This is a genomic window from Mesorhizobium sp. GW821-FHT04C10, from assembly GCF_059420305.1.
In genome coordinates this window covers 6,437,982-6,451,425 of the sequence record NZ_JBWKTL010000001.1, presented here as the reverse complement: position 1 = coordinate 6,451,425, position 13,444 = coordinate 6,437,982, and the positions used below count along the sequence as shown (strand labels likewise).

General features: G+C 65.7%; 12 protein-coding genes. 7 read left to right on the top strand and 5 right to left on the bottom strand.

The features are described from left to right. The first annotated feature begins 219 nt into the window (after positions 1-219). Positions 220-1,659: an FAD-binding oxidoreductase gene (locus AC07UC_RS30940; protein WP_494908500.1), complete on the top strand. Its 1,440-nt coding sequence runs from the start codon at positions 220-222 to the stop codon at positions 1,657-1,659. A gap of 144 nt (positions 1,660-1,803) precedes the next feature. Here AC07UC_RS30940 and AC07UC_RS30935 read toward each other — a convergent pair whose 3' ends face one another. From AC07UC_RS30935 to AC07UC_RS30915, 5 genes are read right to left on the bottom strand one after another with little or no spacing between them, the layout of a single operon-like run. Beyond that, entirely contained in the window at positions 1,804-3,120 is a 1,317-nt protein-coding gene (locus tag AC07UC_RS30935) for an aspartate aminotransferase family protein (RefSeq protein ID WP_494908499.1), read from the bottom strand. Continuing rightward, positions 3,117-3,884 (bottom strand): N-formylglutamate amidohydrolase, encoded by a 768-nt coding sequence (locus AC07UC_RS30930; protein ID WP_494908498.1) that lies wholly within the window; start codon positions 3,882-3,884, stop codon positions 3,117-3,119. Before AC07UC_RS30930 ends, AC07UC_RS30935 begins: the two co-directional genes overlap by 4 nt. Continuing rightward, positions 3,884-5,206, bottom strand: a complete 1,323-nt coding sequence (locus AC07UC_RS30925) for a type I glutamate--ammonia ligase (RefSeq protein ID WP_494908497.1) — start codon at positions 5,204-5,206, stop codon at positions 3,884-3,886. Before AC07UC_RS30925 ends, AC07UC_RS30930 begins: the two co-directional genes overlap by 1 nt. Next, complete coding sequence (locus AC07UC_RS30920; RefSeq protein WP_140774907.1) at positions 5,203-5,865, bottom strand: cysteine hydrolase family protein; 663 nt, start codon at positions 5,863-5,865, stop codon at positions 5,203-5,205. Before AC07UC_RS30920 ends, AC07UC_RS30925 begins: the two co-directional genes overlap by 4 nt. Further along, positions 5,862-6,800 (bottom strand): MurR/RpiR family transcriptional regulator, encoded by a 939-nt coding sequence (locus AC07UC_RS30915; RefSeq protein ID WP_494908496.1) that lies wholly within the window; start codon positions 6,798-6,800, stop codon positions 5,862-5,864. Before AC07UC_RS30915 ends, AC07UC_RS30920 begins: the two co-directional genes overlap by 4 nt. Before the next feature lie 154 nt (positions 6,801-6,954). Between AC07UC_RS30915 and AC07UC_RS30910 the strand changes: the two genes are divergently transcribed. From AC07UC_RS30910 to AC07UC_RS30885, 6 genes are read left to right on the top strand one after another with little or no spacing between them, the layout of a single operon-like run. Continuing rightward, positions 6,955-8,121, top strand: coding sequence for an NAD(P)/FAD-dependent oxidoreductase (locus AC07UC_RS30910; RefSeq protein ID WP_494908495.1), 1,167 nt, complete (start codon positions 6,955-6,957; stop codon positions 8,119-8,121). 14 nt (positions 8,122-8,135) lie between these two features. Further along, positions 8,136-9,977, top strand: a complete 1,842-nt coding sequence (locus AC07UC_RS30905; protein ID WP_494908494.1) for a branched-chain amino acid ABC transporter ATP-binding protein/permease — start codon at positions 8,136-8,138, stop codon at positions 9,975-9,977. A 48-nt stretch (positions 9,978-10,025) separates the two neighbouring features. Then, on the top strand, positions 10,026-11,192 hold the full coding sequence (locus AC07UC_RS30900) for an ABC transporter substrate-binding protein (protein ID WP_494908493.1): 1,167 nt from the start codon (positions 10,026-10,028) through the stop codon (positions 11,190-11,192). Positions 11,193-11,196: 4 nt separating this feature from the next. Continuing rightward, positions 11,197-11,901: an ABC transporter ATP-binding protein gene (locus tag AC07UC_RS30895; protein WP_056565325.1), complete on the top strand. Its 705-nt coding sequence runs from the start codon at positions 11,197-11,199 to the stop codon at positions 11,899-11,901. Positions 11,902-11,906: 5 nt separating this feature from the next. Continuing rightward, positions 11,907-12,788, top strand: coding sequence for a branched-chain amino acid ABC transporter permease (locus AC07UC_RS30890; protein ID WP_494908492.1), 882 nt, complete (start codon positions 11,907-11,909; stop codon positions 12,786-12,788). Positions 12,789-12,792: 4 nt separating this feature from the next. Further along, the gene (locus AC07UC_RS30885) at positions 12,793-13,422 is read left to right on the top strand and encodes an FMN-binding negative transcriptional regulator (RefSeq protein ID WP_494908491.1); all 630 of its coding nucleotides are present in this window, start codon (positions 12,793-12,795) and stop codon (positions 13,420-13,422) included. Positions 13,423-13,444: the final 22 nt, after the last annotated feature.

Here is a 13,444-nt window from a genome sequence, read left to right as displayed (position 1 = left end):
AGGCCAGGATTTTTTCGGCCATGCGCTGTTCCCGTCAGCCGCTCCAGCATGCTTAGCGGCGTCGGCCAAGTCACCTTCGACCACTGGCAACTGGATGCGCACCAAGCGGCGGCCCACCATCTGGCTCAAAGCCCGCATAAACTTGCGCGACGTCTAATATGGGAGCAGAATTGAAGGCGTTTGAAGGAGAACGGCTCATAAGCAAATCGGGAGGAAACCATGAACAGCATGAGCCTCACCACGCTTGATCGCGGCAAGACGACAGTCGACGCCGCAGCCATCGAAGTGCTTTCCGCACAATTGCGCGGCACGCTGCTCCAGCAGGGAGACGCCGCCTACAACGAAGCCCGCACCATCTGGAATGCCACGGTCGACCGACGGCCCGGGCTGATTGTGTGTTGCGTCGGCGCCTCCGACGTTATCCGTGCCGTGAATTTCGCCAGGGAAAACAGGCTTCTTGTCTCCGTGCGCGGCGGCGGCCATAACATTGCCGGCAGCGCCGTCTGCGACGGCGGTCTGATGATCGATCTGTCGCCGATGAAGTCGGTGCGGGTCGATCCCGCCGCACGGCGGGCATGGGTCGGACCTGGCGCTACGCTTGCCGACGTCGACCGCGAAACGCAGGCCTTTGGGCTGGCGGTGCCGACAGGCATCAATTCGACAACCGGCATATCAGGCCTGACGCTGGGCGGTGGCTTTGGCTGGATCACCCGCAAATTCGGCCTGACCATCGACAATCTTGTCTCCGCCGATGTGGTCACCGCCGACGGCAAGTTGCTGCGCGCCAGCGAGACGGAAAATCCGGACCTGTTCTGGGCGCTTCGTGGCGGCGGCGGCAATTTCGGCATTGTCACGGCATTCGAGTTTCAGCTTCACCAGATGGGTCCGCAGGTCCTGTCGGGGCTTGTCGTCCATCCTTTCGCCGATGCCGAGAAGGTGCTGGAGGAGTATCGCAAGGCGCTCGAAACGGCGCCCGACGAACTGACCTGCTGGGTGGTCATGCGGCAAGCGCCGCCGCTGCCCTTCCTGCCGGCCGAGTGGCATGGCAAGGATGTTCTGGTGCTGGCCATGTGCTATTGCGGTGATCTCCAGGCAGGTGAAAAGGCGACGAAGAAGCTTCGCGCCATCGGCTCGCCGATTGCCGATGTCGTCGGCCCCAACCCGTTCACCGGCTGGCAGCAGGCATTTGATCCATTGCTCACCCCCGGCGCCCGCAACTACTGGAAGAGCCATGACTTCACCGAGCTTTCCGACAGGGCAGCCGAGATCGTCACTGAAGCGATACGTGAGCTTCCCGGTCCGGAATGCGAGATATTCATCGGCCATGTCGGCGGTGCGGCGGGCCGTGTGGCGCAGAACGCAACCGCGTTTCCGCAACGCAGCTCGCACTTCGTCATGAATGTCCATGCCCGCTGGCGCGAACCGGCGATGGACAGGGCCTGCATCGGTTGGGCGCGCGGCCTCTATGAGGCGGCCAAACCCTATGCCGCCGGCACGGCCTATGTGAACTTCATGCCGGAGGACGAGGTCGACCGGGTCGAAGCGGCCTATGGCGGCAATTACCAGCGGCTTCTTGAGATCAAGCAGCGTTATGACCCGCTGAACATGTTCCGCATGAACCAGAACTTGCGGCCGAAGCAAAGCCAGCGCGCTGCCTGAGCCGGCCGCGTTGCCGTGACGAAAGCCCGCGCCTCCGCCAGTGGCGCGGGCTTTCGCAGAGCCATGGGTCACGGCTCTTCCGTTCATGCTTCAGGAGACAGGACCGATCCGCTGGCGCAAATTGATGGAGCGCGCGTTTCTTCTTCACCACATCATGAAGGATGCGACATCCACATCCGAGACCTTGCCGGCGTTCACGTCGGCGATCGCCTGGTCGACGATCGCCACGCCCTCGGCCACTTCGTCCTCGGTCAATGTCAGCGGCGGCATGAACTCGAGCACATTGGCCTTCAGCCCGACATAGGTGAAGGCCGCGCCCAGCTCATAGCCGCGATAAATGATCTTGGCCGTGGTCGTGGCAGGCACCGGCTCGCGGGTCACGCGGTCCTTGACCAGGTCGACGCCGATGGCGAGGCCGCGGCCGCGCACATCGCCGATGATCTCGTGCTTTGCGCCAAGCACCCGCAGTGCGTCGGAGAACAGCATGCCGATCCGCGCCGAGCGTTCGACCAGGCCTTCGCGCTCGATCGTCTTCAGCACCGCATTGCCTGCCGATGTCGCCACCGGATTGCCGGCGGTGGTCTGCAAGGCGAAGGCCGGCGCATGGTCCATGATCTCCTTGGGCCCGACCACGGCCGACAGCGGCAGCCCGCCGCCGATGCCCTTGCCGAACACGACTAGGTCCGGCGTCAGTCCCTCGTGCTGGAAGCAGTGCATCATGCCGCTGCGGGCGAGCCCGACCTTGACCTCGTCGATAACGATCCTGATGCCGTGTTTGCGGCAGCGTTCCTGCAGTGCTTTCAGGAACCCCGGTGGCGGCACGATCAGCCCGCCATCCGACATCAGCGGTTCGATGAACACGGCCGCGACCTGATGCGGTGGGCAGGTGGTCTCGAACTGGTAATCGAGCAGGGCAAGCACCTCCTCGCCGCTGAAGTTCGGCCGGAACGGATCGGGGTAGGGCAGCAGCACCACGCCCGGTCGCGGCAGCGTATGCGTCATGGCGGTGTGGCCGCTGATGCCCATCGAGCCGGAGAGGTTGCCGTGATAGGAGCCGATGAAGGAGATGAAGCGCGAACGGCCGGTGGCCGCCTGCAGCACGCGCACCGCGCAGTCATTGGCGTCCGACCCGGAATGGCCGAACCAGACGCGCCGCTCTCCTTCTCCCGGTGTGATCGCGAGCAACCGCTCAGCCAGAGAAACGGCGGGCTCGTTCGGATAGAGCAGCAGGCTGGCGCCCGCCATGTTCCGGACCGAGGTCTCGACCGCTTCGACGACAGCCGGATGGCCATAGCCGAGCACCGCCGGGCCGGCCGATCCCGACAGGTCGAGCAGCGAGCGGCCGCCTTCCTCGATCAGCCTGTTACCCTGACCTCCGACGACGCTGAGCGGCGAGAAGCGCAGCTTGCCGATCTGCGCGATGGTCGCGGCGTCGCGTTCGCGCAGGCTCGGATTGCTCACGAAACCGTCTCCGTCTCGTGTGCCGGCAGTGCCGCCGCAAGGCGGTCCGCCCACTCCTCGATGCCGGCCCTGTTTGCCAGCAGATCCTGCCGGATTTCGATAAGGACGGCGGGGATGCCGCGATCGTCGCCGTGAATGGGCACTGCGTAATCGGCGTCACGGCTGATCACATAGGGCACATTGGCCGCGACATTGAGTGCCGCGTCGGCGCGCAGGCCCGAAAGGATCGCTTCGGCGAGCCCGGCGGCATGCTCATGCAGCACACCCGCATGCCATGGCCTGGCGACCCCCAGGAAGACCGGCGTGAAGGAGTGGATCGTCACGATCCGCGTTGGCCGCCCTTCGGCCACCCGTCGATCGAGATGTGCGGCCACCCGGTCATGGAAAGGCGAAAACATGACTTTGGCGCGTCGGTCCCGTTCCGCCGCATCGATGCCGACATTGCCGGGAATGCCGGTATCTTCCGACAGCACCGGGATGCTGCCCGGGGTGCCCAATGGCCGATTGAGGTCGATCAGCAGCCGCGAATAGCCGCTGAGGAAGGCCGGCGCATCGAGCCGTGCCGACAAGAGGCGCGTCACCTCCGCGGCGCCGATATCCCAGGCGATGTGGCGTTGCAGATGGCTGGCATCGAGGCCGAGCTGCCGATACTCGGCTGGCATGTGGTTGGAGGCATGCTCGCACAGCAGGACAATATCCGAGTGGCCGTGCTCGTTGACAGCCTCGACGGCGACGGGCCAATCTTTTTCAGTCTGCGCAGTCATCAATAAAGCGTCCGGTAGAGATCGCAGATGGCGGCCGGGTCGAGGCCGGCCAGACGCTCGGCCTCATGGCGCTTCAGTCCCACAAAGGTCTCTATGAAGACCGGCGCGAACCATCCCGTGACGGTCTTGTCGGCGAGAAGCGCATCCAGTGCCGCCGGCAAGGTCTCCGGCAGCCGCACCAGGCCGAGCTTTGTCCGCTCCGCCTCGCTCATCAGGGTCGGGTCACCGGTGACCAACGGCGGCGACGGCAGGTCCGCCTTCAGCCCTTCCAGCCCGGCGCGGATGATCGCCGCCAGCGACAAATAGGGGTTGCCGGTGGCGTCGGCCGCCCGGTATTCGACATTGTATTGCCGCGCGGGATCACGTCCACCGATCGTCACCGTCGGACAGATGCGCAGCGACGCTTCGCGGTCGCGGTCGGCGAGCCAGGTGTAGGACGAACTCCAGCTATGCGGCTTCAACCGGTAGAAGGACGACACGCTCGACGCCGTCATGGCGGTGATCGCCGGGAGGTGACGCAGCACGCCGGCACAGAAGGCGCCAGCCTTGGCGGACAGGCCGCCAGGTTGCGTTGCGTCGTAGGTCACCGGCTTGCCGGCCTCGTCGACGAAGCTGAAGTGGATGTGCACACCGTTGCCGACGGCATTTGGCCCTGTCTTGGGCGCGAAGCTCGCGCGCCAGCCGGCATTGCGCGCCACTTCGCGCGTGATCTCACGGATGGCGACAGCGCGGTCGGCCGCCGTCAGCGCATCGGCGGGCTCGTGCGTCACTTCGAACTGCTCGTCGCCGAATTCGGCGATGACCACCTCGGGGCCGACGCCTGCCTCCTCCAGTGCCGCCATCAGATTGGGGGCGAACGGATCGGTGCGGCGCAGCGCGGCGAAGGACATCGAATGCGCCGGTGCGAAGCTGCCGCCGGCAATGTGGAACTCATGCTCGAAGGCGGCGATGACGGAAAGGCCGGTCGCTGCCTTCAGCTCCGCCAGCGCATCCCTGAGCATGGTTCGCGTGCAGCCGAGCCACGGGCTGCCGTCGAGCTCTACGATGTCGCCGGCCACCATGTCGAAGGGCGTCGCCGCTCCGGTCCGTTCGGTTCGGAAGCGCGCCTTGAGATCGGGGATCAGCCGCAGATCGCCGGACGACCCCCAGGGATTGGGATCGACGATGGAGTTGAACGGCGTCATCGACAGATTGGCCTGCAGCCAGCCGACACCGGTTGTTGCGGTCTTCTGCAGTCTGCTTTCGACAACGAAGCGGCCCCGCGTGACGGCGCAGAGATCCGTGGTGACGACGGCAACGAGGGGCTCGACGGTCGATGTCATGCCTTTTTTCCCAGGGCGTTGAAACGATCGACGACGGTGTCGGTGTCGCTGACCCAGCAATAGCCGCCGAAAGCCTTCAGCGCGATATCGTGGCGCTCCTGGGTGATCGTGGCGCAGGCGTCCGACACGCAGGTGACGAGGTAGCCTCGGTCGGCGCCATCGCGCACGGTCATGTCGACGCATTGGTCGGTGAGCACGCCGACCACGACGAGGTAGCGGATGCCGAGGTTCTTCAGGAGATAGTCGACATTGGTCGAGTTGAAGATGCCGGACGAGGTCTTCGGCAGCATGATTTCGTCGCCGACCGGCGCCAGCGATGCAACCGGCAGGCCCTCGGGGAGGCTCGGCGCGACATGGATCGGCGTCAGCTTGTGGTCGAGCGAGCGATCGCGGCCGTCTTCGGTCAGGCTCTGGATGATGGTGTGCAGCACCTCGACGCCATTGGCGCGCGCCGCCGCCAGCAGCCGCTCCTGGTTGGGGATCGTCTGCGAGGATGTTTTGCGGTAAAAATAATGGTCGGGGCCGCGCTCCGGATGCGAGGGATCGGCGCCCGGTTCCAGCCAGATGCGCTGCATGTCGACGAGCAGCAGCGCCGTCTCGCCGGCACGGAAGGCTTCGTCTCGCTTGGGTAAGGCCTGCTTGGATAAGGCTTGGGTCATGCTTTGTCGTCCTGCTTTGGTGATTTGGGTCCGGGTGTCTTGCGTGGTCCGGCTGCCTGGCGTGCGCCGTTCTCTTGCGGGTCGCTGTCGAGCGTCACCGCATTGGCGTGCCGCACTTTCTCGATCCTCTCGATGCGAGCCCGGGCGTCGTCGCCCAACGTCGAAACGATGTGGGCGGTAAGCGCTTCCATCTGTGCGATTGCCGGCGCCAGCGTGTCGTAGGGCGAGGCGACTTCGAGCGGGCTGACGATCGTGACTTCGGCGAGATCCGATATCGGCGACAGCCATTGGTCGGTGAAAAGCAGGATGCGTACATCATGCGCCGCTGCCTGGCTTGCATAGGCCATCACGTCGAGCTGGTAGCGGCGATAGTCGAAGACGACGAGCACGTCACGGCGGCCGAGGTCGGCCAGCGTGTCGAATGCCTGGGGGGAGAGCACGCCGAGATCGCGGACACCGGTGCGGAACTGCACGAGATATCCGGCCAGCATGCCGGCGATATGGCGGCTGAACCGGCCGCCGACCAGCACGATCTCACCCTTGGCCTCCATCAAAAGGCGGGCGGCCCGCTCATAGGTCTGCACCGGTGTCGCGGCGGTGGCTTTCTGCAGGGCCGCGGTGACGGAATCGAGATAGGCGAGCACGGCGCTGTCGCTTGAGCCGCTCTGCCGCTTTGCCTCCATCATCAACAGCGGTGAATGCAGCCTGGCCTCGACTTCGGCCAGAAGCTTTGCCTGGAAGTCCGGAAAGCCTTCATAGCCGAGCTTGACCACCAGCCTGACCACGGTCGGATCGCTGACGCCGGCACGTCGTGCAAGCGACGAGGCGGTGCCGAGGCCGGAGGTCGGATAGTCCGTCAACAGCAGCCGGACGATCTTCTCCTCCGATGGCGTCAGCGCCAGATCCTCGCGCATCAGAACATCGCGTATCGCCATTGGCCTCCCCGAAATAGGTGTTGGGCTCTTAGCCTCGTTATGTCGAGTTTATTACAGGGATTTTAATTCAGGTCAACAATGAAGAGATGTTGACATAGTCGGAAGAGTAGCCTTACCTTGTCGGAAAGCAGCCAAGAGACTGTGGGGAACAGCCATGCGAAACGGAAGCGACGTCATCGTCGTTGGTGCTGGAATTGTTGGATCGAGCACCGCCTATCATCTGGCCAAGGCCGGTGCGAATGTCGTGCTGATCGAGCAGACCCATCCCGCCGGCGGTCCGTCAGGCAAGTCCTCGGCGCTGCTGCATGCCTTCTACCTGATGCCGGAATTGTCGCAGCTTTCCATCCGTGGCCGCGAGATCCTGGTGTCGCTGCCCGAGATCGCGGGCGAGGGGTCCTTCGTCACCGAGATCGGCATGATGTGGGTCTGCGGCAACGACAATGTGGCGGGCTGGAAGGCGGCGGCCGAACGCATTCGCGGCGAGGGCGCGCGGATCGAGACCTTGTCGCCGCAAGCCTTTGCGGATGCAGCGCCTGGTTTCGCGCTGGACAATGTCGCACTGGCGCTGTGGGAACCCGAATATGGCTATGCCGATGCCTTCGGCGCCACCAACGCCATCGCCCGCGCCGCCCGTGCCAATGGCGCTAAGATCCTGCAGAACACGCTTGTCGAAAACCTCCGACGGCAGGTAGACCGCATCACCGGCGTCACCTTGACCGATGGCACGGTGCTGGAGGCCGATACGGTCGTGCTGGCCGCCGGCCCTTGGACACGCCGCCTGCTGGCGACGGCCGGCCTCGATCTGCCGCTGCATGTCGAGCGCCATCCGATGGCCGTGCTCGACGCCGCCGGCAAGGCTAGGCATGTGATGCCGTTCGCCTGGTGCGATGACATTTCCTGCAACTACGCGCGGCCCGACAATGACGGCGTCATCCTGGCGGGCACCTGGGCGGGCGGCGGCACCGGCCTGCGTCACGAACACGCCGGCCGGCCGCGTTTCGTCGAGAACCCCGACACCTACATGGAAGGCGTCGAAGAATCCGAATCGGTCGAGATCCTGGAGACCTTTGCTGCCCGTGTGCCCGCAATGGCCGAGCTTGGCATCCGCCCGGGCTATGCCGGGCTCTACGATATGAGCCCCGACGACCTGCCGGTCATCGGCGCCATGCCCGGTGTCGAAGGTCTGGTCGTTTCGGCAGGGTCCTCCGGCCACGGTTTCAAGACCGGGCCAGCCGTCGGCGAGGCAATCGCCAAACTGGTCACCGAAGGCGCTCAGCCGATCCTGGCGCCGTTTTCGCCCAGCCGTTTCAAGGCCGCGTGATGGCGGCGGTGATGATGAGCGGGAGCAAGCCGCGCGGCTTCATGCCGGCCGCGTTTCGCAACGCCACGGCCGATGCCTTGTGCATGGTGGCGGTGCTGCTCTTGGTGGCGCTTGCCGCCTTCATCTTCGGCGGCGCCGCCATGCAGCGCGTCGTCACCTATGCCGCGATCATGCTGACGGCGGTGCTTGGGCTGCAGATTTTCTCCGGCAATAGCGGCATCGTCTCTTTCGGTCAGGCCGCCTTTGTAGGCCTTGGCGCCTACGCTACCGGCATTCTCACCATGCCGAGCGCGCTGCAGCGCACGGCGCTGCGCGATCTGCCGGAATTCCTTGGCGGGTACCAACTTTCCTTCTTCGCGGCGCTGGCCGTCGTCCTGGTTCTGGCTGTTGTCATAGGTCTGCTGACCGGCACGCCCTTGCTTCGACTGACCGGATCGAGTGCCTCGATAGCCACGCTCGCCATGCTGATCATCGTCTACACGCTGCTGGTCGCCGGGCGCGAGATCACCCGGGGCAGCCAACCCTTCTACGGTGTGCCGCGAGAGGTCGGGCTGTGGACCGCCGCGGCGATCGCCTCGGTGACGCTGATCGCGGCGAGGCTGTTTCGCGAGACCTCCTTCGGTCTTGCCACCCGCGCCGCCGCCAATGACGAGCGAGGCGCCGCCGCTGTCGGCGTTGACCAGCGCACGGCGCGGCTCGCCGCCTGGGTGGCGGGCGTTGTCGCTGCCATGGCCGCCGGCGCCATGATGGCGCAGTTCCTGGGCGCGTTTTCGCCGCGCGACTTCTATTTCGATCTCGGCTTCACCATGCTCGCCATGCTGATCGTCGGCGGCATGACCTCCTCGCTCGGCGCCTTCGCCGGCGTCATCGTCACCATCGTGGTGATCGAGGTGGTGCGCCGCTTCGAGGGCGGCGGCGAGGTGCTCGGCCTGCATTTGCCTGTTCTCTTCGGCCTGACCCAGGGCGTGCTGGCTATCGCCATGATCCTGGTCATCTGGCGCCGGCCCACCGGCCTGTTCGGCGAGCGTGAGCTCAACCTTTTGCGCCGGTCCGGGCGCCGGGCGGACATGGCTTCGGCCGCGGTGCCGCAACAGGTTGGTGCCGACCGGCTGATGGCCGACCATCTGTCGCGCCGTTATGCCGGCGTCGTCGCCGTCGATGACGTCAGCTTGAGCTTCGAGACCGACAGCATCACCGGCATCATCGGACCCAACGGCGCCGGCAAGACGACGCTGCTCAACATGCTGGCCGGCGATGTGCAACCCAGTGCGGGAACCGTGTCCGTCGGCGGCGTGGTGCGGCAGGCCTCGGCCTTTCGCTTTGCGCGATCAGGCATTGCCCGCACCTTCCAGAACATCCGCGTCTTTCCGCACATGACCGTGCTGGAAAACGTCGTCGTCGCCGCCCGCCAGGTCGAACCTGATCTCGGCCGCGCCGAGGCGGCCGCCATGCGCGAACTGTCCCGCATGGGTCTGGAGAAGTCAGCCGACCAGCCGGCGGCCCGGCTTGCCTATGGCCAGCGCCGTCGGCTGGAAGTGGCGCGCGCCCTGGCGCTGAAGCCGCGCTTCCTGCTGCTCGACGAACCGGCCGCCGGCATGAACGCCGTCGAGACCGCCGAACTCGTCTCCATCCTGTCGGCGGTGCGCGCCGAGCGCCGCATCGGCGTCGTGCTGATCGAGCATGACATGCGGCTGGTGATGAACCTTTGCGAGCGCATCGTCGTCATCGACCACGGCCGCGTCATCGCCGACGGCACGCCGGCCGATGTCCAGAACAACCCCGCCGTCATCGCCGCCTATCTCGGCAGCCGCACGGCGCGCGCCAAGACCGCGACACCTGAAAACCAGCCCGCATAGACCGCAACGACGACAGCCAACGATAACAAATCCAGAAGGAGAACCGACATGCCAAGCCTCTATCGCCTCCACCGCGCTGCCCTGTGCGCGGCGGTGTCCGGCATCGCCGCCATTTCGACGGCGAGTGCCGAGGAGATCATCATCGGTGCGGCGACCGCGCAGACCGGCGGCCTTGCCCCCTACGACCAGCCGGCCCTTGCCGGCTTGCGCATGTCGCTTGACGAGCTCAACGCCAAGGGCGGGCTCGGTGGCAAATACACCGTCAAGCTGCTGATCAAGGACACGCGCTCCGACACCGCGCAGACCGCCACCGTCGCCCAGGAACTGATCGACGCCGGCGCCAAGATCATGATCACGCCCTGCGACGCCGATCCCTCGATTTCCGCCGGCCAGCTCACCCAGCCGCTCGGCATTCCGACCCTGACCTTGTGCGGCTCCGCCCCCGTGCTCACAGGTGCGGTCGGCGACGTGATGTTCGGCACCTATCCGGCCGACAATGTGCAGGCGACGGCAGTGGCCGATTTCGCCGTCTCCGAAGGCAAGAGGAAGGTGTTCCTGCTGACCTCGCCGGACTCCACCTACACCGCCAACCTGCCGGAATATTTCGGCAAGGTGTTCGAGAAGAAGGGCGGCGCCGTCGTCGGCCGCGGCACCTTCACAATGGGCCAGCCGGACTTTTCCGCCGAGATCACCAATATCAAAGGCTTGGCCGACAAGCCGGACCTGATCATGACGGCGGCCTATGAGCCGGATTTCCCGGCCTTCATCCAGCAATTGCGCGGCGCCGGCGTCACCATCCCGGTCTATGGCGCCGATGCCATCGGCACGCCGACCATCAAGGCCCTTGGCAAGCTGGTCGATGGCGTCGTCTATACCGCGGCCGGCTATGCCGAGCCGGGCAGCAAGCTCGAAGCCTTCAACGCCGCCTTCACCAAATATGCCGGCCACGCGCCGGAATCGACCTATGAGGTCAATGGCTACGAGATCGGGCTGATCCTCGACCAGGCGGTCAAGACCGCCGGCTCCGACGATCCCAAGGCCATCCGCGACGCCATCGCCAACCTCAAGGATTTCGAGGGCATCACCGGCAAGATCACCTATGCCGGCACCGACCGCATGCCGCTCAGGCCCGTGGCGCTGATGCGCTACGACGGCGGCGAGGGCAAGCATGTCGAAACCCTGATCCCCGCCGCCGCCGACGTTCCCGCGCCGTGATGCCATGCTGAGCGTCGAAGCCCTGAAAATCCGGTACGGCGAAGTCGAGGCGGTGCGCCGTGTCGACCTCACCGTCGACAGCGGCGAGATCATCGCGCTGGTCGGCGCCAATGGCGCCGGCAAGAGCTCGACGCTTGGCGCCGTCGCCGGGTTGGTGCCGGCTGCGTCCGGCAAGGTGGTGTTCGACGGGGCCGACATTACCGGCCTGGCTCCGGAGGCCATCGCCCGCAAGGGCGTGGCGCTGGTTCCCGAAGGCCGCCGCATCTTCGCCAGCCTGACGGTCGCCGACAATCTGCGTCTCGGCGGCGCGGTGCATCAGCCCGCCGCCGAGGCGAGGGTGCGCGAGGAGGAGATGCTGGAGCTGTTTCCGATCCTGCGTCGCTATCATCGCGTCAAGGGCGGCAATCTGTCCGGCGGCGAGCAGCAGATGCTGGCCATCGCCCGCGCCCTGATGGGCAAACCGCGCATGATTCTGCTCGACGAGCCATCGCTCGGCCTTGCCCCGCAACTGATCGACACCGTTTTCGACCTGATCGCCGAACTGCGCCGCAAGGGCCTGACCATCCTTCTGGTCGAGCAGAATGTGGCACTGGCGCTGGAAATCGCCGACCGTGCCGTCGTGCTCGCCAATGGCGAGGTGGTGCTGTCGGGCACGGCAAAAGAACTCGCCTCTTCGGACCTCGTCCGCCAGGCCTATCTGGGAGCTTGAGAAGCATGATCGCGCAGCAGATCATCAATGCGGTCAGCCTCGGCGGCGTCTATGCGCTGCTGGCACTCGGCCTGGCGATCGTCTTCTCCATCGTCGGCCTCATCAATTTCGCCCATGGCGAGCTGATGACGCTGTCGGGCTACGCGCTTCTGGCTTCACTGGTGCTCGGCTTTCCCTTCCCGGTGGCCGTGCTTGTCGCCGTGTCCTGCGGTGCGCTCGCCGCTGTCGCCATGGAGCGTATCGCCTTCAGGCCGATGCGCGGCGCCAGCGTCACCAGTCTTCTGCTGACCAGTTTCGCCGTGTCCAGCCTTTTGAAAGTCGTCTTCCAGAACGGCATTTCGGCCCGGCCGCAGGCTGTCGCCATGCCCGGCTGGATGACCGGCGCCTTCTCCTTCGGTGATTTCACCATCGGCGTCGGTCCTAGCATCTCGATCGTCGTCTCGGCGCTGGCGCTGATTGCGCTGGAGGTCTTCCTGCGCCGCTCGGTCACCGGCACGGCGATGCGCGCGGCGGCGGAAGATTTCGACGTCGTGCGCCTGATGGGCATTCCGGCCAGCCGCATCATCGCCACCGCTTTCCTGCTCTCCGGCCTGCTGGCGGGGCTGGCGGCCATGCTGTGGGTGGCGCAGCGCGCCTCGGTCGATCCGCTGATGGGCTTCACGCCGGTGCTGAAAGCCTTCATCGCCGCCGTCGTCGGTGGGCTGGGCAGCCTGCCGGGTGCTGTCGCGGGCGGTTTCCTGCTCGGCATCATCGAGGTGCTGCTGCAGGCGACGCTGCCGGCGGCGATCGCGCCCTATCGCGACGCGATCGTGCTGTCGGGTGTCATCGCCGTGCTGCTGTTGCGGCCGCAAGGCCTGATCCCGGCGGTCCGGGTCCAGCGTAGCTGATCTGATGTACAGCAAGCCGGAATTCGCGCCGCTGTCGCGCGACGCCGTGATCGGCCTGATCGAGGCGGCCGCTTTCGCCACGGTGGTGACATCAGGACCGCAAGGGCTCGTCGTCTCGCATCTGCCGTTCGTGCTCGACCGCACGCGGGGCGCAAACGGCACGCTGGTCTCGCATCTCGCCAGGGCCAATCCGCACAGCGAGCTGATTGCGCAGGGCAGGGAGACGGTTGCCGTCTTCCAGGGGCCGCATGGCTACATCTCGTCCTCCTGGTATCCGCGCAACCCGGTGCGCGACAGCGCGCCGACCTGGAACTTTGCGGTGGTTCATTGCCACGGCCATCCGGTGCCACTCGACGAGCACGCCACTGCCCGGCATCTGCTGCAACTGGTCGACGTGCTGGAAAAGGGTCGCGACGACCGCTGGCGCATGCGCGAACTCGGTCCCGGCGGCATGGAACGGCGCATACCTCACATCATCGGCTTCGACCTGCCGATCGAGCGGCTCGAAGCCAAGTTCAAGATGGGGCAGGATGAGCGCCTTTACGATACGGGTGGCGCCATCAGCGCGCTGGAGGAGAAAGACCCGGCGCTTGCCGCGATGATGAAGGCGCACAACGCGCATCGCAAGGACTGACCGGAACGCCGGCAAGGAAAAC